This window comes from Candidatus Magnetominusculus dajiuhuensis (genome assembly GCF_046044395.1).
Classification (GTDB): Bacteria; Nitrospirota; Thermodesulfovibrionia; order Thermodesulfovibrionales; family Magnetobacteriaceae; genus Magnetominusculus; species Magnetominusculus dajiuhuensis.
Window position 1 is genome coordinate 1 of the sequence record NZ_JBJUSG010000011.1, and the last position, 23,637, is coordinate 23,637.

The following is a 23,637-nucleotide window of genomic DNA, read 5'->3' on the forward strand; positions in this document are numbered from 1 at the left end:
AAAGCACGGGGGCTTTTAACTCTTTTCGCTTCTCTATGTCGGTTATAGGGCTCCCCAATAAAGCTTTTTTCACAAAGTAGCTTTATAGTGTCTGGTTGCCACTATTTATCCAGCATGTTTTGAGAAAAATATCAATATATCGTTTTGCTATATCATCCCATGAAATATTATATTTTTTGTATTGATCTTTCCCCTTTTCTATACAATGCCGCCCTAATGATGGATATGATATCAGGCGATGCACTGTTTCGGCAATCGAATCCACATTGTATGGGTCAAAATAGAGGGCAGCATCTGCGCATATCTCGCGTGCGAAGTCCAGATCGCTTACCATCAGCGGTTTGGAAAAGGCCATTGCCTCCAGGTACGTCGCAGAGAAAGATTCCAAATGGCTTGGCATTATCACGGCATCGCAGCATTGATATACGCTTGAAAGATTAACATGATCCACATGCCCCAGGTTAATAACGCCTTTCCCATACTTATTGGATTCAATAGCCTTAATAAGGCCGTTGCCATCGCCATTACTGTCAATTGTCAGAAACAGGGTTACATCAATCCCTTTGACTGCCAATAGCGCCACAGCCTCGCACAATCGCTCAATATTCTTATGGGGATAATAATCAGTCACATATAATAATTTCATTTTACTTCCACAGTTGCAAATCTCATGTACTTGTTGGTTTCCTTCGCCGGTATCTCCAGAGGTTTGTATATTTTGGTAAATATTTTTGCCTACCGTATAGATAGGACCTCTTATATTATAAACGCTTCTAATGCGCCTGTTTATTGTTTCCGTTTGGACGATAACGGCATCGGCATTAGGAAATGCCCGCTTCATATATTGCTTTAATAAATAAACCTTTACCTTCAACTTCATATCTATGCTGCCCATATGTTCTATAGGATATACCAATGGAGAGTTTCTCAACATAATAATATGCCTGCAAAACTTTAACTTAAATGGACCGTTGTTACCCATAGTAAAGAGCAGATCAGCTTTAAAAGCTTTACATATCGAAGGAATAACAACATTATCAAAGTAGAGTCTCCACACATCGTTAAATGCATGAACCGGCTCGTACAAGACCTTACAATTAGCAGTCACCGAAATATTTTCATAACCGTGCATAGCAGGCACTATTGCTATAAAATTATGTTCAGGCGCATTGGCAGGAATACTCCTGATTAGATTTAGGGCATCCCCTCTGCCTCCACCGCTTCTCAATCCTATGAAATTTAAAACTATATTCAAAGCATCCTTGACGATACAACACGCTTCACGCACTGTCCTTCGTGCCGACAACACTTAACCCTCTTGCGTTTAACCGCCGTACATCAGTTAATCCGGCCTTCTTAAACCATGTTTTACAGTTATTAAATGTGAGAGGATTATCGTATCTTGGCGACAGACTGTCAAAGGTGTCAAGCAGCGACCATTCTTTCGACACCTCGTAATCACCCGCAGCTCTGAATGCAAAGGGTAAGAATCTTGTAAAAAAAGTAAGTTTAAATTTATGTAATAAGTTCCCGAATGGGAAGAAAATATCAGTTAAAATGACAGAGATCCTATAATTAATCTTCCAACTGAGATGCTTGGTAAGTATCCTGAAATAGTATTTATACATAAAAAGCTGGAAGATATTTTTCTCATATACCCAAATTGCCAATTTACCGCTTTTACTTAGTTTCTCAGACAGACATTCAATACTTTTTTGTCTGTCCGGCATGTGTTGTATGACGCCAAGGCTGTAAATTCTATCAAATGTACCATCGCAAAACGGCAGCTCATAAATCGAAGCCTGGACAATCAGAAATTTCCTTATATCATAACCCAATGCAATAAGATTTTCTTTGCACGCATCTACTGCATTGCTGATATCAACGCAGATCACCTCGCCACCGTATTTCAAAACGATATCTGCAAACCTGCCGGCACCGCAGCCGGCATCGAGAAATAATTTATTCCCAATCTGGTTTTTTTTAAAATCTGTCTCTCTGAAAAATCTGTCTTCAGACTGAGTTAATCCCGATAAAGAGTCTATTTGCGTGCGCCTGAATTTATTCCATTGTACGCCAAAATTCTCATACTCTGCGTCAAGCGTAACAAACCTTGGGATGCCGCCTCTTATCGCGAAATCTTTTTTACACGTGATACAGCTCAATGTTCCCGTTTCGATAAGCCCATCTGTTTCAATCTCATCGTGTAATAGAAGCGGTGTTTTACATTGGTGGCAAACTAACTTATCAAGCCAATTCCTATGCATTGATTAACCTCCGGCATTGCTGATCATATCTGAATCAATTCCCGTGTACGATGCTCGTTGACATACTCACAAACTATCCCCAGCCTGCATGTCGTGCCCGCCCCATAAGCGGCTACCCACTAATACTATGACTGATGGCCATGCGTGTAAAATAAGTCTTGGTGCGGTTTGTATGTACCAAGCTGATATATTTTTAGTTTCCCAGCCCAGAAGAGATAATCCTATAAAAAGAATCATACCAAGTGAAAATATCATTAAGAACATCTCCTCTCTGGATACTCTTTTCACTGTTTTTTGAAGAAATACGGCCAGTGCAAATCCCGCCGCTAAAGAATACATAGGATGGGCAGATAGTATGTGAATGTATGATGTCCTGATAATAACATACACCTTGTGTGCTAGCTCTAATAGGCCCCCGTCCATTAGATGTGCAAATTGGCCTCCGTTACCAATAAGCATATTATGTTTCTGGTAAATAATCCATGCAGCTTCAATTAGGGATGGAAAGAAAAAAACAGCAATCAACCACCAATTCTTTCTTGAGAGCAATGAACCCTCGGACGCGGCAGCAAGCGCTATACCTATAAAAATCGACGCGATCCCTCCTTCCATCTTAAACGATGCAAGGCCGACTGCCATAAGAAGACTTGATATCAGGAATCCACGTTTTCCGGGCAGCTTCAACCATCCAACCGCAGCGGCAACTACCCCTGCGACAAGAGCCGACAAGCCGGTCTCAGCAAACGGCGCTACCATTGGCGGAAAGAATAGGAAATATAAGATTAAAGTGACTGCAGACCACATGGCATTCACCTTAAGAAGAGTAAGGGCACCAAAAATCTGGGAGGCGGTAGCGAGAATTAGTAAAGCCATAGTCCATTGAACGAACTCGTCGTGGTCAATATCTCCATTGAAAGCAAACATGATAGCGCTATGAACTGGCCATAACATTGGATATTGGTCACCTCCAATACCCGGTTTAAGAAATTGATTTGATACTATCATCTTTGCGTACATAACCCACATGGTGAATGGATCCCAGCCACAGACCGGACTATAAGCGGCCTGAGCTGCATAGGATAGAACAAGCATACAACAGATAAACACTACCGCATAAGATAAGGACTTATCTTTCCACCCGGCCTTTAATACCGTATCTCGATTAACCGGGGAGCCGGATACATGATGTGTGAGTGAAAGACGAAAAATTCCCCGAAATTTCACCATTACTAAAATCGCTAAAAGTATGATTAAAGCTCCCCAAATAGTTAGTATATTGGCACTGTTAAGAGTAACTCCAATTACATAAAAACCCCACAAGGGCAAGGTTAAATAAATAAAACCCAAAAGATAGCACGTTCCGATGTAGTATAAAATACCTGCATCCTTAGCCGTCAGCCTAATTAGTTTGAGTATGAGGCATCCGGTAAACAATTCTAAAAAAACAACGCCAAGAAAGATCAGAAAGCTCTTTCCTCTAATTGGATATAAAGGAAGAACATCTTCTGGATGGAAATCCACACCGCTTTTGATTTCCTGCTTTAAAATCTGTGCCAAAGGAGTGTTATCATCCGGAAGGTTAAAATCAAACCCCTGTTTAGCGTAAACAGTTGCCCCATTAGGAAGTTCAAACTTTTTCCCTTTAAAATTTGAGAGATCAGATTCCTTCCCCGGCAATTGATCTGTTTTCGTTTTTGCAGTGTTAAAGTCTACAAGATGTGTCCAACTATCATCCTCAACAGATCTACACACCTTGAAAGGATAAAGGAAATAGTTTGCATTAACCCAATCTGAGCCCCAACCGTCATTGGGACTGATTTGGACAATTGCATTTTGAGGGAGAATCTTTTTTGCCAGGATTAATGTGCCGGCTACCGGCTGTGTAAGCCGCACATAGTTGTTATTGTCTCTGCCTCTTAGGATTTGTTTAGAAAAAAAGAATCCTATTCTTATATTTTCTACAACCTGCAGAAAGCATATAGCGGCAAGCATCATTATAAATAACTTCATTGCAATGGCCTTCCAGTCTTTTTTATTACTATACATCAAACCCTCCTTGTAATCTGTATAGAGTAAAGCTTAGTTCAAAACCCGAATAGATTTTATATTTCAGCGAAAAATGGAAATAGCGCTTAGCTCTCATTCTTTCTTTGCACACAGCATGTTATTCATGCCAAATTGAAAATACTTGTGTTTTTCAACGATTAAGCCTGTTTGCCCAAATAACGTAGCAAGATCACCGTGATTGTAGTATGTTTTGTGATCCATTACTTCCTCTTTATTCACTATATTTATTCTGTGTGATAGGAACTCTAATATAGGTTTGGCTAACTTGCTCGGAACAGTTAGCACCAATCTGCCGCCTGGTTTTAGTACCCTCTCTATTTCCCTGATGATATGAAGAGGTTTATCCAAATGCTCCAGGACTGCCAGCATTGAGACTACATCAAACTGCGAACTGGCGAAGGGAAGGGTCTCGTCAATGGTAGCAGGGCATGTGCAAATTTTCTCAGTATGAATCTCCGGCACTTTAAAATCAATTCCATATCCCTTCAAGAGGTAAGGCTCCAGCATTCTCAATAGACTATAGTTAAATCCGCATCCAATATCAAGCAATTCGCACTTGTTGTATTTCATTATCAAAGGCAATACCTTAGTCATCCTTGCCCGTCTCAACAACGGTTCTAATAATGGCTCTTTCATCAGTATCTTCTCATAAGCTCATGTGATTTTCTTTGGCAACAACATAGAAGAAAGCCCCTTTAGCACCTTCCAATATGTCTTAACCTCATCAATTGTCGAAATGGATAACAAATGATTAAGAATAAAATGGGGCCTCAAATAAAACTCCCTATAGGCCTTCTTGTAGTAGTCTTCGACAACGCTTGACTGTACGGTTGGTATTTCTAATATAGCATGAGCTAAATCATATAAGGGCCATTGCGTATGCTTAAGACAGCATTCTTTTTTTGCCCATTCAAACAATGCCGTACCGGGAAAAGGTGTAGTTATATTATATATCGCAAATTTGATACCAATTTTTTTTGAATAGTCTATAGTCTTTCTCATGCTCTCTTCAGTTTCTCCAGGGCTTCCAAGCATAAACGCCCCCCTTATGTCTATTGCCGCTTCTTTCGTCCATGAAATTATATCGTGATATTTGGAGCTGGTTACTTTCTTATTGATTGTCTTCAGTATATTTTCATCCACGGATTCAAATCCATACATTATTTGGTGGCAGCCTGCCTCTTTCATAAGTTTTAATAAATCAAGGCTAACACTGTCAACTCTTGCAAAACATGACCAACTCAAATTAATTTTTTCAGTGATCATCAGGTGGCATAATTCCTCAACTCTTTTTTTGCTTGTTGTAAAGGTATCATCGTAAAAGGATATTTCCCGTATGCCATACGTCGACTTTAAATATTCAATGTGCTCGAAGACTTTTCTTGCTGCTGTAAATCTTATCCTTGAGCCAAACATGCCTGAAAAACAGAACGTACATTTCCCCGGACAACCTCTGGACGTAATCATGCCAATTGATGGGCTATGCCTTGCCGCACCCAGCGCAGAATGATATTTATCCATCGGCAGTTTATGATAGGATGGATATGGCAATCCTTCAAGGTCAACAAAATCACTATTCATGTCATTTACGAATACTTCATTTCCAGGTGAACCCCAAGTAAGATTAGGAATATCTTCAAAACGCGTACCTCGCGCAATTTCAAGTATGGCGTTTTCTCCCTCGCCTCTTATAACCATGTCGCAAATGCCTTGTTTTATCAGTTCATCATGGAAGATGGTTGAGTGTACACCACCCATAAGAATCTTAACCGCTGGAAAATGGTTCCGAATCGCTCTGGCAATATTGGCTGCAAATTCAATCTCTGGAGTCGTTACAGTAATACCAATAACACAGTCTTCCTGCACATTTAGTGATTTTAATTTTGAGAGAATGTCATCTATACCGTAATTGAGGGCCATTGCATCAATTATTTCGGTTTCATGTCCATCTCTTTCAACTACCGCAGACAATGTGGCAAGGCCAAGTGGAGGCGTAATTGAGTTAATCACACTCCAGATATTACTTCTGACGATTGCCCTGTTGGGATTTATAAAAATAAACCGCATTATCTTAGCCCTCACATACCGTATTTTTTTTTCAGCAATCTATTCATTTAACAATCTTAGAAAAATCATCTAAACACATTATATTTTAAAATACACCAAATCGCCCTTAATCCGTCTTTCCAACCGATCTTTTTCCCTTCAGCGTAAGTTCTTCCAGAATATGATATACCTACCTCAAAGATTCTGCATTTTAATTTTGAGATTTTTGCCGTAATTTCTGGTTCGAACCCGAACCTGTTTTCTTCGATCTCGAAAGAGTGAACAATCTCCTTTTTAAATACTTTATAGCACGTTTCCATATCGGTCAATGTTAAATTTGTAAATATATTTGAAACCAGGGTAAGCATTCTATTTCCTATGCTATGCCAAAAATAAAGAACCCTGCGAGGCTCTCCTCCTAAGAACCGCGACCCATAAACAACATCGGCTTGATCGTTAAGAATCGGAGCCACTAGCTTTGGATATTCCATCGGATTGTACTCCAAATCCGCATCCTGAATAATAACCATATCTCCTGTTACAACTTTAAACCCTGTTCTTAATGCGGCGCCTTTACCTTGATTATAGTCGTGATATAGAATTTTATCCACTTTATTCTCTAACACTTTTAATCTCTCGCGAGTACCATCGGTCGAAAAGTCGTCTACGACTATAATTTCCTTATCGTCGTATGGCGAATTCCTCACGGCGTCTATTATACTGTCTATTGTTTTAATCTCATTATAACAGGGTATAACAATAGATAATTTCATAATTCCTCATCTCCTGATTGTCTTAAATCTAAAGCATAACGGTGCATTTCAATCCTACCACGCAATGCCAACCGTATTAATTAACATGATTCCATCTGTTATACCACATCTTAAATGAGAGTATATTCCATATCTTATAAACATGCTCCTTTCCATCAAAAAAACGTGCCTTTAAGGACATGGCCTCGCCGGTATCGAAGAGGTGATGCTTTTTAAGCTCATTGTCATTAATATAGTCAAAATGGTTGCCATCGTTAGCGAAGTACGAGAAATAACGAACAGATTTTACGAATCCATCCTGCCAATCTTAAATTGTGATTTGATATTCTAATCGCCACAATTCAAGCAAATGTAACAACTCATAGAGTGATATAGTTACCAAGTACGTAATCGTATTCCGACGGTATAAATGGCTCAAACCCGCCTCCATGATGAAGAGTTATCTCACCGAAATAAATTTCTCTATTATGAAAGAAGAGATCAATACGCGCAAATTTAAACTCGTCTGACAATTTTTCGGCAATGAAAAGCATTTCGTCGAGGCCGTCAGGTCTCGGCAGTCGCCTTTTACCCAGAGGATATAAAGTAGTAAATGGCAGTAAATTCCATTTAATATCATAAAAGTTTCTTGTATGATTTATATGTCTGTCAAGATCAACCTGTATAAACGCGGGTTTGCCGGAGAAGCAGAATATTTTGTAATCGATAAGAGGATTTTCTTTTGAGTCTTCCATGTAGGCTTCACAAAGAATCATTGGGACTATATCGCGATATTGATACTCTTTACCGATATCATAATAATTAGTATTTAACCATTTACTTAATTTTTTCTTTACCGCATCCATATTACATTCTTTTTTATCTGGGCAAATAATATTCCAACCCGACCCATGATTGGCTTTTAATACAAACGACGCTGGCAACTTGTCGATTTCAATCTGCGATACGTTGCCAAAAACAGCAATATTGGGTATTAGATATTTTTCTCCAACCTTCTGTTTAACAAAATTTTTAACTAAAACCTTATCCGCAATAATATGAGCATTCACGTAGCGCTGATTAACTTTCAACCAGATGGTTTTTTCATTAAATGTAGTCGGATTCTTCAGGTTGAGTATTTTAGGAAATTGCCCTTTTTTGAGATGAAGATAATAATAAAAAAAATGATTATAAAAACGATCCCTCATTAATCGCATCAAAAGTTCTTTCCAATTCATGATAAATATCCTTTCCAGCCTACAGGTGGCATGAATGAACGATTGAGTACCGGTTTTAGGCTCGTAAACCTGATTCGCTTTTCATTCATTATGCAATAAATATTCTGAAGTGCTGAGATATCAACTAACTTATTATTGCGCTCTGACTGATAAAGCAGAGGGATTTTTTCTGAATCATAACCCATTAGTTTACATGCTATTAAATCACCAAAAACCACATTATCGCTGAAGATCACCAATCTACTATCAACCGGAGAAGGCGAGAGAGGTCCATTTCCCTCACCCCCAATTACCCCGTCAATAAAAACAAGGTGTCTTCTTTGAGGCTTTTCAGAGATCAATCCATCAGTATTTGCAAAGTGCATAATGTAGGCTAAATCAATCGTCATCCGCCACGCAGTATCATTTCCATACCATGCCCCCGCTTGAATTTTATTGAACAATCTTCTTGCGATCCCTCGCAAGTTCTTATCGATTATTTCAAAAAATGAATTTAAATATTGGGGATAATTTCTCCTGTACACAAAATCGTGCAATTTCGAAAGAAGGATCTGCAAGCGACTGTTACCGGGGTATTCATCACCATTGATTTCTTTTGATCCAAAGCGATGATGCGCAAGACAATCTTTATGACCAACGCAACCTACAAAGCCTTTGAGGCCGACTGTAATTCCAACCTTTTCATGAGTTTTCAACTTTGGGACACTAAATACAACATCAGAGGACAGTATTTCTTTATTAATAATATATTCATGCCTGTGGAGTCCGTGTATTTTTTCTATCCTGTCCGGATTATAATCCGCCACTCTGAAATGAATATTTCTATTATTTTTATATAATCCGTCAAGAAGACTTTTGTTGTCCAACCTAACAATTATTCCAGCATCGATATGAACTTCTTTTGAGGATACAACCTGACCTAAAGGATTTCTTGGAGCCATAAACAAGCGAAGATCTTTTGCCGCTACTTCAACATGATTTTGTTTGTAGAATTCTAGAATTATATTAGCTCCCGTGTCTATTAGTACCTGTTCCCAGACACATGATTGCAAAGGCGCATTCCCAAAAGATATTCGTCCGTCTCCTTTTAAGGCAATATAAACATAATCAATCAATGCTCGAAGGATTGAAGCGTGAGTACATTTGGCAAAAAAATCTCTTAAAGATTCCTGTGGCCGGTGGTGATAAACAAAATTACATAGCAGAAACACTTTGTCTCCTTGCTTGATATAATTCTTTAATGGGTTCCAGTCTGGGGTGCCAAATCTTTCGGCATCATGCCCCGATTGCGCCAAGCATTCGCGCACGGCGTGATACACGCGATTTGGCTTAGTAGAAATATTCTTGAAAGGATATTCAGGATAAGACGCCGACGGAGAAAAGAATGCGTCTCCTTCTGGATAACAAAGCTGATCATTGTTAACAATGGATGCAAACATGCGTGAAATTCTCTACTTTATATGTAATGAACAGCATTTAATCGTACAGTCTGTATAAAATTCCTGCCTGAGCTGTAAGAGAGGTCAGGCTGCCTTATCATCTGCTTCAGTATCAGACTCTATCGTTTTGATTTGTGCAAGGTGTATATTTCAGTTAAACACTCCATAGGTGTTGAACCGTTACAATGTTTGCCTTGATGGGCACACCAATAGTTGTATTCATCAAGGTCTTTCTGTATTCTTCAATGGGGCAGTAAATCTTTTTACGAAAGGCTACATTGTAGAATTCCTCAAGTACAGTCTTATGCGGTCTCTGGCAAGAATCAAAGTCCCCATTTTTTTGTCGTAAATACAGAAGGCTAACATCCCATTAAAACTCTGAAGCGCCGTGCCAATTCCATAATGCCATGGTCGTCAGGCCCTCTGTGATGGAGCAAGCCCAACATGCCTCTATCCGTAACCATAGTTGCGTATTTATTGATAGTTTTCGTAAATCCTATGATGCCGCACATAAATTTTCACAAGCGCCTTTTCTCACTAATGGAGAGGAATATGCTCCCAAGAGAAACCAGAATAAATATGCAAAATATGGAAACCTTAAGGTTTCATGGCCAAAAGAATAAAACAGCACTCCAATAAGTCCGATGGTTAAATACTTCCAAAGTTCATTAGCAAAACCTGCCTTAGCCTTAGCTTTTTTCGCTCCATACTGGATAATCTTTATAAAAAATGTCGCATATAAAACAAGGCCGATAATTCCGCCCCTTGCTAAAATATCGATAAATTGAGAGTGTGCGTTGTAGCCTGAATCCAAAAAACCATTATCAACAAATCCTTCTGCGTAATATGTTACTCCCAGCTCTCCGAATCCAAAAAAGAGATGCATGGGATTGTCTAAGAGCGGTTTTATCGAACTCATCCATATCCGATACCTTTCACTATCATCTCCTCCTTCTGTTAGAGAATGAGGTACATTGATGAGCGCATTTATTCTAGAATACACTGCTCTAAAAAAATAATTATCACAGTTGCTTTTAAAATCGCCACTTACAAATGTTAGGGCTGCGACTACAATCAAAATCATTGAGCTATAAAACAGAATTCTACTCTTATTTTTCGAAAAGTATATCAACGCGATGACACTAGACAAGATTTGTATTATTATTGACCTGGTCATTGATGCTAATCCAATGAAAACTGATAAGACAAATACCATAACAACCGAGACTTTCAGAATGCGGTTATTTGTTAGCGACAATAGCGCAAAGGAGATAGTTGCCGCAAAGATGAAAACCATTATATATCTGTGAATTAAAATACCCCGCAAAGCCATCAGATCACCGCCAATCGAGAAATATCCATTAATGCCTTTAAGTATAAAATATACAAGCATTATTGATAATGTCCAGAAAATGCGTTTCATAAGTTTAAGCAAGCTATCAGTGTTATATGAATAAAAGCTCCCTATATAGTAAAAGAGTAGAAAATGAAGGCTAACCATAAAAGATTTCAATCTGTATAGTTGTGAGTTGGGATCAAGTAAAGAGTAAAAGGAGTTGATAAGAAAAGAAAGGCTCATATAAATAAAAATAATGAATATCATCTGCCTTATATCATCGGTTTCATGGTTGTTTTGCTTATGTGATGTAAATATTTCAACATTGAATATCAGCAGATTCAAAAAAAGAAAGGCACACTGAAACGGTAAAACCAACGCGCCGTCTCTCATTCCATATCCAAATGAAAAAATTACAACAACCGGCGTCAGCAGCCTCGCTTTCCACAGACGGTCTTTCATTAATCTCATCAGTCTCATAAAACTATTCATGATATATATTCCAAATAATCAGCAAATTTCCTGCGATGGATAATCCAATAAACACTTGCAACGGCAAGCAATAGGCTGAAAAACCCAGCTGTTCGCATTACTATGCCCATTGCGCTATTGCTAATGAAGTATGCGGCAAATAAGATAAGAAAACCGCTCAACAGATTTGAAATTGACACCCTTACTCCCCACTCCTTAAACGCGTACCAGAATATCACTCCTCCCCGCATTACCATCTGTACCGCAAATCCAAGGTAAATTCCCCAAGTGCCGACCAGGAGCATAAACAGTACCCACGCCAGAGTGCCGATGACACCGGTGATAAGATTAATTTTGAAAATAAGCGCCCCACGGTTATGGAGAAGATAATAACTTACACTTTGATAGTATAATATCAAGAAAATATAGGATGAATAACTTATCAATAAATATGGATGAATTTCACCGTACCCAAGCAAGTTTCCACCTAGTAAGCCTAATATATCTTTAAAATAGAGCAGCATTAGCGCCGAAATTGTACTCAATATCAAAAGCTGCACCTGAAAGACCTTGTTATTAGCTCTATTTAAATATCCCTCAGGAAACTTTGCGGCGATTAAATAAAATCTTGGGTTCCAGACATTAGAAAGCATCGAGATTGTAAGCAACAATACGGCATTAAAATTATTTATCATAGTATATTCAGCGATCTCTTTATTACTAAATAGTATCTTTAAAATCATATTCATTCCCATGCCCGACATCCACCCAATAACCACTATCCCTAAAAATGGCAGGCTCTTCTTGTAGAAGATCATGATAATTTTTTTATGGAATTTGCTTTTAGCAGCTTTAATAACAAAACTTTTAACAAAGATAAAGATCAGCAGACCACTTAATACACCTTCATAATATCCCGATATATGATCATTGTTAATTTTAGCAATTACATAACCAAGTAAATATGCCAGGAAAAATGGCACGGTCTTAAACAAGATAGCCATTCCATGCCTTTCCTGCAGTTGAAAAATGCTTGTCATTAACATGAATCTCGCGATCAACAAACCGCATAACAAAGCTAAAATGTAAACTTTTATTGAGCCAAACGCTATATTTGTCTTTAGCATATAAAGGCAAATAAGGATGAAGCAGATTGATATTATTACTGAAGATATATTAGTAACCTGCATAACACTTGAAAAGAGAGTGGAAAGTCTATTTTTAACCCTGAACCTATTAAGCATTGAGCTCATGGTCTCAATATTTCCTCCAAGAGCAAGAAGGGTTATAATCTGTTGAACACTGATTAAAATTCCAAAATTTCCGTATTCCTGCTTTGTACATATTTTAGCAAGCCAGAGTAAAGCCGCCATCTGCAACAGTTTTACAGAGACATCCGAAAGGCCGTAAAACCCGCCAGTCAGTAAAAAGCGTAGAGGTTTCATAATGGTTCTTCTTGCTAAATGCCCTTATATTTGTCTTGGACCAGCGTGAATTGGACAAATCCTATTCACAATTAAGATACTATGAGATGTACTAAACAACTGAGTTAAGTTAATGACATTGAAACCGAACTTATTAATATTAGTTTATGGATAAATGAAGACTCCAATCTTAATATCTTCTTATTCACCTATATCCCTTAAATTATCATACTACGGCGTTATCTTCACTGCATAAACAAAAAATACAATACAAATAATAACCTCTATCTAAATTACTAAGGAGTACGAATGTATGTAGAAATGATTTTCCACCAATCGGCATTACATGCGCCTCGGTCGCAGACAGTGTCATCTTGCTAATGCGCTCCTTGTAGACCACTGGTAGTATCGGCATTCCTACTTCAGTGGAACTACGGACAATTTCACGTTCTTAGCAGCTACTATAGGTTTTATGTCTGTGTACATCTTTTGTGCTACTATTTTATTTCCTTCTTCAGTAATATGCACATCATCGATAAAAATAGTTTCATCATGATCACGAAATATATTGCTGATATCATAATACTTAATGTCTGTTGATAGGGACATTAAATCATTCACTCTGTTAGTAGCAGTTTGATAGAATTCCTTCATATTCCATGTATGTGATTGTGTTTTTCGAATATTGAAAAAATTGAAATGGTCCGCTTCGTACGCTGACAATTTGTTTTTTGATGCTAAAGCAGGCTGCCAATAGTACAACACGTCAAATCTATAATATTTACCTAATGCTTGCACTACTTGTATATTTGATGTATAAACTTGTGCTGCATCATTAGCAAGCGCTGCTTTGGTTAAAATGTCATCTTTGGTCGGTATTTGATCTACCTTTTTAATATGATCAACTCGTAGTCTTTCAAGTGTTTCTATAATATAAATAGTATTTGTAAAAATACTTCTAATAGCCTGTCTATAAACATTATGAGAGTCATAAATTGACTCAAACTCTCTTACTCGATTGGTCTCATTTTGAGGAACTCCAGCCTTTTCATTTTGTATTGCAGAGAAGCTATCATTATATCCATCATAAAAAATAACAATATCTGGAACATTCCCTCTTCTTATTTCAAGCATAAGTGCAATAACCTCCTGTGAGTTAACATACCCACCTTCTCCAAAATTCAATATAGATGTATTAAATCCTTCATTTGCACACATCTTTGAAATGAATGAAGGAATAGTATAATCATCTCTTGCAAAAGTTCCCCAGGCAGTTGAGCCACCAAAAATAAACACCTTGATAGATTTATACTTAGGATCCAAACTGTCATATGTTTTTCGGAAACCGTTGCTGTCAATATTAATATATTTACCCTTAAACGATTTACGCCTAAAATAGACATAAGACTGCCAGCTCGTATGAGCAGAATCATCTAATTCTGCGATATACCCTTCCATCCACTCCTTAGTTTTTGGTAGCTCTTTAATCATTCCTTGATATACGGGAAGTAATCCGGAATGTCGCATATGTGAGTATATCTCTACTAACAACAGTGATGTTATCTCTATCATAAATAGAACGAATAATGTTGTTGATACTATAATAGAAATATATGTAAATATACCTTTCATTTTTACCATTAATAAACGTGTTTGTTGTGTCATTTTATTGATCTCCCTTTTAGATTGACTATGGGTGTCCCGAATTTTGTTGAAGTAGGTACGCCTCTACTGTCCATATTCAATACAACCGCCTCATTTTTGTCAAGTGTCTTTTGCTGCAAAGCAGCCATGAGTTGCTGAAAACTACATTCCTTCCAATCTTACACTTATAACCTATATTGGTTTTGCAAATCAGATAGTTAATTCTCTTTATAATATCGGCAACATTCCTCATTTTCCTGAGATAGAACCATCGGGATATTCTGTATAAAATCAAGGGATTTGTCATTTCGCAGTGCGCATCTCTATTTTTTTGCATACTGCCATAATTTCACCGCTAAGGAGCGAGGGCAATTTCTGGCGCAGTTTAAAAAGAAATTTATACCGCTCTCCCCAACCTGTCCACCTTACAGGTTCCCATCCGCAAGACCTCAAAAGTGTAGCAAAGGCGTCTTTAGTAAATGTGTGGATGTGCATTCCATCCCAGCCGCATGTACGCCAACTCTCAACGGGGTCGTCAGTACCTGTCTTGGGCAGCCTTCCAAGTAAGAGTATAAACCGATTTTTCAGGTACGCATAGTTTGGTACAGAACAGACCATTATCGCATTTTCACGAGCTACCCTATGCAGCTCATCAAGGACAATGTACGGATCTAACACATGTTCAATCGTGGCAACGCTGATAATAAGATCCATACTTCCGTCAGCCACTTGAGGAATAGTATCGTTCTGAGGTGTTAAAAGCTTTATCTTTTTAACCCATTCCAAATCTGTGTTATCAATAATATCCATTGCCCTTTTGACAAGCACTTCGCTTATATCTATCCCAATGAGATTGTGGAAACGGCGCTCTTTAGCGAGAGAAAATAGCAATGAACCAGAGCCAAAACCATATTCCAAAACATTCCCTGACGCACCATGGATCAATGGCAAAACTATTGCGTCCCGCCCCACCGGCCCATTCAAAGGATCCCAAAACCTCTCCGATGATTTCCTATCATAGCAATTTGTCAAAATTTCATTATTCTGCATTCGCTCTCCTATTTTCTTACAGGCTTCTGCCGACCACTATTTATAGTTGAATATATTATCACCGGACGAATTTATACAATACCTTTCTGGCTAAATTAGCTATGGGGTTTTGCTTTTCCAATAACTCAATAATGGGATATAAAAAAGTCGGCAACTCTACATACAAATTAAAGGTATCGTATAAACCAATGATTTCTTCGGCCTTCATTTCTTTTATTTCTACATTTGGAGTGGCGCCCAACTGGGATTTTATTTCAGTAGTTGTTATCAAACCTTTACTGATCAGTGTTTTTGTCAGTTCATTGTCCGGAAACGGTAAGAAAATTGAAACGATAGATGAGTTTGGCTTTGCCTCTTTGTTAAGCTTTATAGTTTCAAATACATGTTTTCTGTCCATTCCAGGCAAACCGATCATATTGTATGTACTAACATGGATATTATTTGCACGCAGGAATCTTACCGCATCAATGATTGTCTGATTGGACATTCTTCTATTGAGAACTTTCTCCCTATAGGATTGAACGCCGGATTCGACGCCAATACTCACATGAACACATCCCATAATACCAAGTAACTCAGCTACTCTTTTGCTGATAGTTTCTGGACGAACTAACGCAATAAAGGGAAGTCCAACTTCTTTTCTGTAAAGCGGGGCTAGTTTTTCAAGAAGGCTTAACGGTTTAGCCGTAAAGGTGCCGTCCTGAAAATAAAACATTTCAAGATTGTACTTTTCTTTCAATTCCGTACATTCCTGAATCAATTTGACCGGATCTTTGTGCCTGATGTATCTATTGTCACCTGATTTTCGATATACTTCTCTCATTGCGCCGGAACCGCAATAACTACAATTGTAAGGACAGCCTCTTGTTGTTTCGATATGTCCCATTCTGTAAGCATGGCCTTCATATAATCCATAGATTTGTACCGGATCGTATGAATCTAAATTCAACGTTGGATTTTTGTTGATATCCACCTTATCAGTTATGCCGTTTCTGATAATTGCGTTATCTTTTTTAATCCATAACCCTTTGATATTTTCCATATTTTCTCTTGTCTCAATTCGACTGCAAACCTCTTTTATAAGTTCTTCGCCTTCACCATTACATATCATATCAATATAAGGTTCATTTATACTATCCTCAGGATTAAGACAAACCTGAACCCCGCCGGCAATAACTTTGATTTCTGGAAATTCTTTCTTAAGAGGCGATAGCAATTTTCTTTGTATCCCGATATTAAAAGAATAAGAGGTGAACGCTATTAAATCCGGTTTGAACTTACTAACCCTTTCTTTAAGGTCGTCATATGGATTACATGTTTTAGCTTCAATGGATAAATTATCTACAATCTTCCAAATGCTGGCCTTCAAAAGGTTAGATTCCCACGGGTCAAGTAAATCAAGGTAAAAACTTGTGTCGAACACCTCTGTCATGTGACCCTCATTTTTGACGATCGTCTCCAATAGAGCCAGCGAGAATGGCACCCGTGGCCGAAATTCTCTATTAAAATAGATGAATAAAACTCTCATTGTTATCCTCCTCAATCGCTACAGAATTATTATTCTGTTTGAGTCTTGCATAAATATTCCGAAGCATCTTATGCATTGGCTTGTTAATAAGTAGTAAAACTACCTCATCTCTACCGGCAGTCTCTCGTAGAGAAACATTCCCAGATATTTCCAATGTCCTGTCATAGTACAGTTACTCATTCATACTCCTATTCGATCATTTCAGAATATTCTCGACTATATTCCCGATTGCTGTAGGCTCGGTTATTGTAATATATATCCTTATAAATTCCTCTCTGGCCTTTTGATTAACGGATAAATCAATATCGTCATCAACATGGTTCCATGCGTTTGCAACTTTGTGCTTGCAATAGTAATCTATAATGTTTTTTGATCTATCCCATCTTGGAATTAAAACCGGCTTCTTTAAAATAATGGATATATGCACTGTAGTAGAAATATGTCCTATACAGAAGTCCGCATAATATGACAGCGTAGATAGTGTTGCCTTAGAGATTATGATGATGTTGTCAGAGTTAACTTTAATATTACTTATATTCGTTCCTGGATGAAGTTTTACAACTAAAGTAACATCCTCATTTTTCAGTCTATCGGCGATTTGTTTCAAATGGTCATTCCGGTACTCATCCGTCCATCCACCCATGTTTGAATTTTCAACGAAACTATCTTCCAGATATAGGGCATATTTCCTGTTATTCTCTATCAGAGTGACAACCTCTTGCGGCAAGTCAACGATTTTAAAATCATTGCTCTTAATCTGCCGGAACAGATTCTCGTTATGGGGATTGCCAACAACAACAATCTGAGATTCTTTAAATCCAATCGCTAAGTAGTACTCCCTATATATTTCGGCGTAAACAAGAGATTTATCGGTGGCCAGTTCTTCTGTTGCAATGTGCGGCAAAAGCAATGATAATCCAGGATTTTTTGCATTGGCCCAAATGACGTTGAGGAAATGTAGATTTTTAATATTTTTATTGTCATATTTAAAACTTGAATAAATATAATTCGGTAAGACAAATCTAAAATATTTAGGAATCTTTTTAATCTTATTAACGTTTGAATTATATGCTTTCTCAATTGTCTCCAAATAGTCGGCAATCTCGTCATCCCCGACTATTACCATACCGTGCATCAAAAAGACTGATTTTATGCCCAAGGCCCTGCAGGCAAGGGTGACTGCCCGGTCCATCAACGTCTTATTATTAAGTACAAGAACAACATCTGGTTTAATACTCTGAAGCGCCTTATGGATATATTTGGTATTATAGAAACTGATATCCCGGCATAAAATACCATCAAGAACCTCCTCCTTAGCACATGTGCCGATAAAAGAACCTAAATGAAAAAGAAGTGTGCTGTGTCCCTTCTCTTTCAGTATCTTATCAAAATTTAAGAAGTGGTGAATTCCCTTTGTCCAGTAATCGAAATAAACAATTTTCATTGAAACCCCTTATGTTGATACCCACGCTTATACCATATGGTATAGTGGACCCATTTATCAAGACAAAAATTTGCCTCTTTTAAGTTACAGCAAGTCCTTATATTTTTCATAGTCCAACCCCAAATGGGCGGGTGTTCCTGAGATCCTTTTCTCCTCCTTTTTCACAATATTTTAGGCTGTGGTAATTTCCACAGCCGTGTCAGTTACTTCTGCCATAGTACACGCCCGCAGGCGTTCTGTAGCCCAACGACTGATGTGGTCTCTCATAGTTATAGAAGTTCAGGTATCTGCTTATCCCACTGCGTGATTCACGGACATCGCGGTAGTCTCTCAAATAAACCTCTTCATATTTCAACGACCTCCACAATCTCTCGGTGAAGATATTATCAATTGCACTTCCTTTGCCGCCCATGCTTACCCGAACCCTTAACATAATCCCCCTTTTAAGTTGCCTTTAATCTCCTTACATAAAGGTACTCCCGATTTCTTCCACAGCCCCCCGACCACGGAGAAATGGCACGGTAAATCTTTCTATAGGCATTGCCAATTGGAAACTGACTACACAAAATCTCAATATGACGCGGTGAGTCAGGGAAAAGCAGAACATCTGAATTTATATGAAATAAATACCGCGGCTTCCATTGTGAGTTAATTAAATCGAAATAACGTTCGATTGTAGACCGATCCATTTCTGATAGCGAGTGGCAGTTATATACGATATCAACAGTGCGATTTATCTTCTCAGCCACATCAGCTGGAACAAGAACAACCTGAGAAATGCCTTGTTCACAATTGCCGTCAAATGAAAAGCTAACCTTGATACCGCATGAAGTTAGAAAATAATATTGCATACATAACGTTTCAAAAAGGTCAACAATTATCCACTGATATTTTCCGGCAGGGTTCCGTTTGAAAAATTGATATGCTGCACCCCCATAGCCCCCACCTATCTCAAGCACTGTATCGGCAGACGAATCCAAATCTTCCAATATATTGCAAATTATCAACGCATGGCAATCATGCCGACAGATATCAGGCGAAACAAGATACTCACCAAAATAAACACCATAAGGCATTCCAACGTTTGGCATATTTAAATATTCTTCTGGTGGTACATTGGTATAATCCAACCAAGTATCCAAATCCCAAAGAATACCATTAATAACTTTTATTTGCCGTACTGGATCACAAAAATCTGAATATGTCGAGCTAACAATCCCGTAAGATGCATCTTCTCTAAATAGATTAGAGTAAATATTTGCTAATTTATTAACATCCGCAGACTTCAATGCCGCCAGATAGTTTGCTCGACGGTTTTCATTTATCCACTTCCATTCTCCATTAGCAATATTCTCTTTAAAATAGGATTTACTTGCATCAGCCAGTATCTTACTGATTACAATATCTTTATCCGAGGGTTCTTTCACTGCAATATTATTATCAGAAAATGCGTCTTTAGAAATTGTACCAACATCCAAATTTAACCTTGACAAAAGTGGATGGCTCGCCTTCTCAACGGCTGCTGTAGACCATGTATATTCGTGTTTATGAGGAAATTTAGGCAAATGGAATAAATTTTCTTTCAACATAAAACTCCTCCTCGTATCCCGATTTTTTTAGTATTGCCATAATGGCGGCTAGCGCCATTGGAAAAACCTGTATGTAAAACATGTTGTCATATGCTATCAGTAAAACTCTCATTGTCCTGTCTCCTTAGCTGGAATAAAACCCATGTTGATAGTTTTGCCTCTATCATTTATCGCTTTTCCCCCACCCTATGCTAAAGAAATGTGCTATGTCCCTTCTCTTTCAGTATCTTATCAACATTTAAGAAGTGGTGGATTCTCTTTGTCCAGTAATCGAAATAAGCAATTTTCATCGATAATCATCCATGTTATTGATACATATGGCTTATACCATGTGTGAGGCCAAATTTATTTTACCAGAATTGACCATAGCGCACGTTATCTCCACCAAGAACAAAAGTACGGCAGTCCATTTCATGAAGTTTTTCTTCCACTGAGTTGGCAATGGTGGATTTCTCAGAACTTGACAGCCCTGTAAACCATACAACTGCACTTTTATGCCCATTTTGTTATTCTCTTCTTTCTCTGGTACCTGTGGCATGATGCCAAACCGTATTATTCGCCGCATCCACATCCTTTTTAAATTTATTGCCGACTGTCAATCGCAGAGTACACGCCATGTGAGAATATCATCTTGTCGTATGTCTGCCACAGCTTTTTTGCCGACAACCTCGCTGATAAATTTGGGGCTTATTCCATTAGCGGGACGTTTAAACGTAATATCTGCCTCTTCTATTGATTTGCCTATCGGAATATCTCTTAGCGCTACGAGACTTCGTCTGGCATTTAGCCTTGCCAGGCCTTCCGATGGTATGGAGGTCTTCTTAAAACTGCCAAGAAGAGTAAACAGCCTATCTAAATTCGCATTAAATAATTTTAAGTCCACTTTGTCCATGGCATGGTAATGGTCATTACCCGGCAGTGTTTTATCGTATGTGAAATGTTTCTCTATAATTGCCGCTCCTACCAGAACAGCCGCCTCAAGGGTCTTCATATCCCTTGGCAGCGTATGGTCGGAATAGCCGATTAACTTGCCAGGATACCGCTTTTTCAGGTCAATAATCATGCCAAGATTTGCGTCGGCATCCATGGTCGGGTAACTCAGAATGCAATGAAGAAGCGCCATTGAATTTCCATGCTCCTCTATCCAGCTTATAGCCTCCTCCACTTCGTAAATATACGAGGCACCGACTGACAATATAACCGGTTTGTTAAAACGGCAGATATAATCTATAAAGGGCTTGTTGGTAATGTCCGAGGATGATATCTTGAACACATCCATAAGGTCGTTAAGAAAATCTGCCGCATCCACATCAAAAGGAGTGCTCATAAACCCTATATCCGACCTATCACAATAGCGCTTAAGCTCTTCACACTCCTTCTTCCAAAACTTATCATACTTTTTAAACAGCTCGTACTGGCTCGAAGTCGGCTCTTTGGCCATGTCCCAGTAAGCAGGAGAGTGTTTGGACGCTATGGTATGCGCTCTGTAGGTCTGAAATTTTATGGCGTTTGCTCCACCCTCTTTGGCATCATCAATGAGCCGTTTGGCAAGATCCATGCTGCCTTCATGATTTACTCCTGCCTCCGCAATAATGTAAGGGCGTGACAGACTGGCATCAAATTGATTATAAGTGTCAAAAAGTTCGCGTATTTTCATATTTGCACCTGATAGTATAAATCCCTACTCATAGTCTTCAATAAGATTAAGAATCATCTTCAGAACTTTTTTCTTATTTTTTGAGAAGTTAGATAATCTTACTCTGTAAAATAATCTCTGTCTATACTTTACGTCCAGCACAAGATCTTTCAGCCGCTGCAGAACAACCCGTTCGGTCACTCCATTTTCATATATGCCAACGGGAATAAACCCGTTTGCTTCATTGGCAAAAGGATGACGTGTTTCCCTGTCGTTTTGGGAAATAATTATGCCAGTGATGTTCATGTGGGCAAGTTCGTAGACCGTTCGGCCATTTGACGAGATCGCTATTTGTGTCTTCTCCATTATGCTAGATATTACTCCGGTTGCAAATGTAAAAAAAACTTTATCGTAGTCCAGAGCGGCAATAATCCGGCTGAGTTCATCCTTAAACAAATAGCCAGGCCCGGCAACTATGTAAATCATTATGCCCATTTCTTTGCAAAAGTCAAGTATTGTAAGAAGAATCGCTGTTGTGAGGTTAATCGGATCTGTTCCCCCAAATGTTACCAGAATGCCGGTAACGTCTTTTTTAAAGCGGTGCGGTTTTGCGTTATCAAACTCATCCCGCAAAAAGTAAAAGCCTCTTCCCCATTTAATGTTCCCGTCCGTGATTACGGACGTTTCATATAACTCATTGAAAGTAATATCCGATAGGGCTGCTCCAGAGCCGACATCTTCGAAATTGACAATTTTTATGCCGGCGTCTTTCAGCCTGAGGACGTATTCCTTTTCTGTATCGAGTATATCGTTGATAACCAGATGCGGCCTGATAGAGAGTATCTTATCAACCATATCCCGCTTTTCTACTGCCTCTATCAAATAATCATTGCCGGCGATTTTGTATACTGCTATGGAGTTTTCAGTGTCTGTAATGAACCGTATCTCATGGTCTGATATCTCATGAGCAAGAGTCAGAGAGCGGTAAATATGCCCCATTCCTACATCATCGCTGCCGATGACCCTGAACAGGATTTTCTTCCTTTTCAGAAGTCGTGAACATATCCACCAATCCTGGTAACTCTTAATTTCTACTATATCATTATCAAGTAAAAAGGGATGTATATTCAGCTTATCCTCATTGTTTTTGATTAGAAGTTCAGATTTGAAAATTGAGAAAGACTTGACCGCGGTAAAAACCTTTTTACAGGAATCATCAAGCATAATGCTTTTAAGCCCATTGTCCGTGGGACTGAACACCCGGTGCAGCTCCTCTTTTACTGTAATCAGCACATCCCTCTCCTTGTTCAGAAGAAGTTCCTCGTATGCTTTCAGGACAATGGCTTTCGTAACTAATGGAGTATACGCCCAAAGAAGAATAACGTTTTCGTATTTCTTGGCAACTCTCACCAGAAAAAATTTGAGCACCTTTAACACATCATCTAAAGTTAAACGCAGATACTTATTGTAAACAACATTTACTCCATAGCGAGTACTTATAAGTGTTATTTCCTCCGAGTCCGTTACAACATACACATCTTGTAACTCAGCTATGGAGGCCGCTTTATCTAATGCTCTTTGCAACAGGGTAATGCCATTGAGCTTTTTAATCAGGTCATCTGGAAATGCTACATTTTTCTTTACGGCTGGAAGTATTATGCAGAACTCTTTCATATTCTCCTTGTCTAAAGCAACTCTTTTGCAGA

18 protein-coding genes and 3 pseudogenes are annotated in these 23,637 nt (G+C 38.5%); all 21 read right to left on the reverse strand.

Annotated features, from left to right (window positions below):
* Positions 1–82: 82 nt before the first annotated feature.
* Positions 83–934: a glycosyltransferase gene (locus AB7D94_RS02900; protein ID WP_420264224.1), complete on the reverse strand. Its 852-nt coding sequence runs from the start codon at positions 932–934 to the stop codon at positions 83–85.
* A 346-nt stretch (positions 935–1,280) separates the two neighbouring features.
* Entirely contained in the window at positions 1,281–2,267 is a 987-nt protein-coding gene (locus AB7D94_RS02905) for a methyltransferase domain-containing protein (RefSeq protein WP_420264225.1), read from the reverse strand.
* Between the two features lie 66 nt (positions 2,268–2,333).
* Entirely contained in the window at positions 2,334–4,313 is a 1,980-nt protein-coding gene (locus AB7D94_RS02910) for a hypothetical protein (RefSeq protein ID WP_420264226.1), read from the reverse strand.
* A 93-nt stretch (positions 4,314–4,406) separates the two neighbouring features.
* The gene (locus AB7D94_RS02915) at positions 4,407–4,970 is read right to left on the reverse strand and encodes a class I SAM-dependent methyltransferase (RefSeq protein ID WP_420264227.1); all 564 of its coding nucleotides are present in this window, start codon (positions 4,968–4,970) and stop codon (positions 4,407–4,409) included.
* A gap of 18 nt (positions 4,971–4,988) precedes the next feature.
* The gene (locus AB7D94_RS02920; protein ID WP_420264228.1) at positions 4,989–6,401 is read right to left on the reverse strand and encodes a B12-binding domain-containing radical SAM protein; all 1,413 of its coding nucleotides are present in this window, start codon (positions 6,399–6,401) and stop codon (positions 4,989–4,991) included.
* 65 nt (positions 6,402–6,466) lie between these two features.
* Positions 6,467–7,153, reverse strand: a complete 687-nt coding sequence (locus AB7D94_RS02925; protein ID WP_420264229.1) for a glycosyltransferase family 2 protein — start codon at positions 7,151–7,153, stop codon at positions 6,467–6,469.
* Positions 7,154–7,512: 359 nt separating this feature from the next.
* On the reverse strand, positions 7,513–8,370 hold the full coding sequence (locus tag AB7D94_RS02930; protein ID WP_420264230.1) for an ATP-grasp fold amidoligase family protein: 858 nt from the start codon (positions 8,368–8,370) through the stop codon (positions 7,513–7,515).
* A complete protein-coding gene (locus AB7D94_RS02935; protein WP_420264231.1) occupies positions 8,367–9,809 on the reverse strand; it encodes a DUF362 domain-containing protein in 1,443 nt (480 codons plus the stop codon). Before AB7D94_RS02935 ends, AB7D94_RS02930 begins: the two co-directional genes overlap by 4 nt.
* Before the next feature lie 119 nt (positions 9,810–9,928).
* A pseudogene (locus AB7D94_RS02940) lies at positions 9,929–10,128 on the reverse strand (IS481 family transposase); the annotation flags it as partial.
* A 177-nt stretch (positions 10,129–10,305) separates the two neighbouring features.
* Positions 10,306–11,607, reverse strand: a complete 1,302-nt coding sequence (locus tag AB7D94_RS02945) for an O-antigen ligase family protein (RefSeq protein ID WP_420264232.1) — start codon at positions 11,605–11,607, stop codon at positions 10,306–10,308.
* A gap of 26 nt (positions 11,608–11,633) precedes the next feature.
* Positions 11,634–13,061 (reverse strand): lipopolysaccharide biosynthesis protein, encoded by a 1,428-nt coding sequence (locus AB7D94_RS02950; protein WP_420264233.1) that lies wholly within the window; start codon positions 13,059–13,061, stop codon positions 11,634–11,636.
* Positions 13,062–13,457: 396 nt separating this feature from the next.
* Positions 13,458–14,705 (reverse strand): SGNH/GDSL hydrolase family protein, encoded by a 1,248-nt coding sequence (locus tag AB7D94_RS02955; protein ID WP_420264234.1) that lies wholly within the window; start codon positions 14,703–14,705, stop codon positions 13,458–13,460.
* A gap of 282 nt (positions 14,706–14,987) precedes the next feature.
* Complete coding sequence (locus AB7D94_RS02960) at positions 14,988–15,734, reverse strand: class I SAM-dependent methyltransferase (protein ID WP_420264235.1); 747 nt, start codon at positions 15,732–15,734, stop codon at positions 14,988–14,990.
* Positions 15,735–15,792: 58 nt separating this feature from the next.
* The gene (locus tag AB7D94_RS02965) at positions 15,793–17,166 is read right to left on the reverse strand and encodes a B12-binding domain-containing radical SAM protein (protein WP_420264236.1); all 1,374 of its coding nucleotides are present in this window, start codon (positions 17,164–17,166) and stop codon (positions 15,793–15,795) included.
* 292 nt (positions 17,167–17,458) lie between these two features.
* Positions 17,459–18,706 carry a hypothetical protein gene (locus tag AB7D94_RS02970; RefSeq protein WP_420264237.1) on the reverse strand — a complete coding sequence of 416 codons (1,248 nt, stop codon included), beginning with the start codon at positions 18,704–18,706 and terminating at the stop codon, positions 17,459–17,461.
* A gap of 199 nt (positions 18,707–18,905) precedes the next feature.
* Positions 18,906–19,130 (reverse strand): annotated as a pseudogene (locus tag AB7D94_RS02975) (integrase core domain-containing protein); the annotation flags it as partial.
* Positions 19,131–19,149: 19 nt separating this feature from the next.
* Positions 19,150–20,295 (reverse strand): putative sugar O-methyltransferase, encoded by a 1,146-nt coding sequence (locus AB7D94_RS02980; RefSeq protein WP_420264238.1) that lies wholly within the window; start codon positions 20,293–20,295, stop codon positions 19,150–19,152.
* Complete coding sequence (locus AB7D94_RS02985; protein ID WP_420264239.1) at positions 20,264–20,407, reverse strand: hypothetical protein; 144 nt, start codon at positions 20,405–20,407, stop codon at positions 20,264–20,266. Before AB7D94_RS02985 ends, AB7D94_RS02980 begins: the two co-directional genes overlap by 32 nt.
* A 250-nt stretch (positions 20,408–20,657) precedes the next feature.
* Positions 20,658–20,912 (reverse strand): annotated as a pseudogene (locus AB7D94_RS02990) (adenylyl-sulfate kinase); the annotation flags it as partial.
* A complete protein-coding gene (locus AB7D94_RS02995; protein WP_420264240.1) occupies positions 20,891–21,952 on the reverse strand; it encodes an N-acetylneuraminate synthase family protein in 1,062 nt (353 codons plus the stop codon). The gene AB7D94_RS02995 and the pseudogene AB7D94_RS02990, both read right to left, overlap by 22 nt.
* A gap of 24 nt (positions 21,953–21,976) precedes the next feature.
* Positions 21,977–23,605, reverse strand: coding sequence for a cytidylyltransferase domain-containing protein (locus tag AB7D94_RS03000; protein ID WP_420264241.1), 1,629 nt, complete (start codon positions 23,603–23,605; stop codon positions 21,977–21,979).
* Positions 23,606–23,637: the final 32 nt, after the last annotated feature.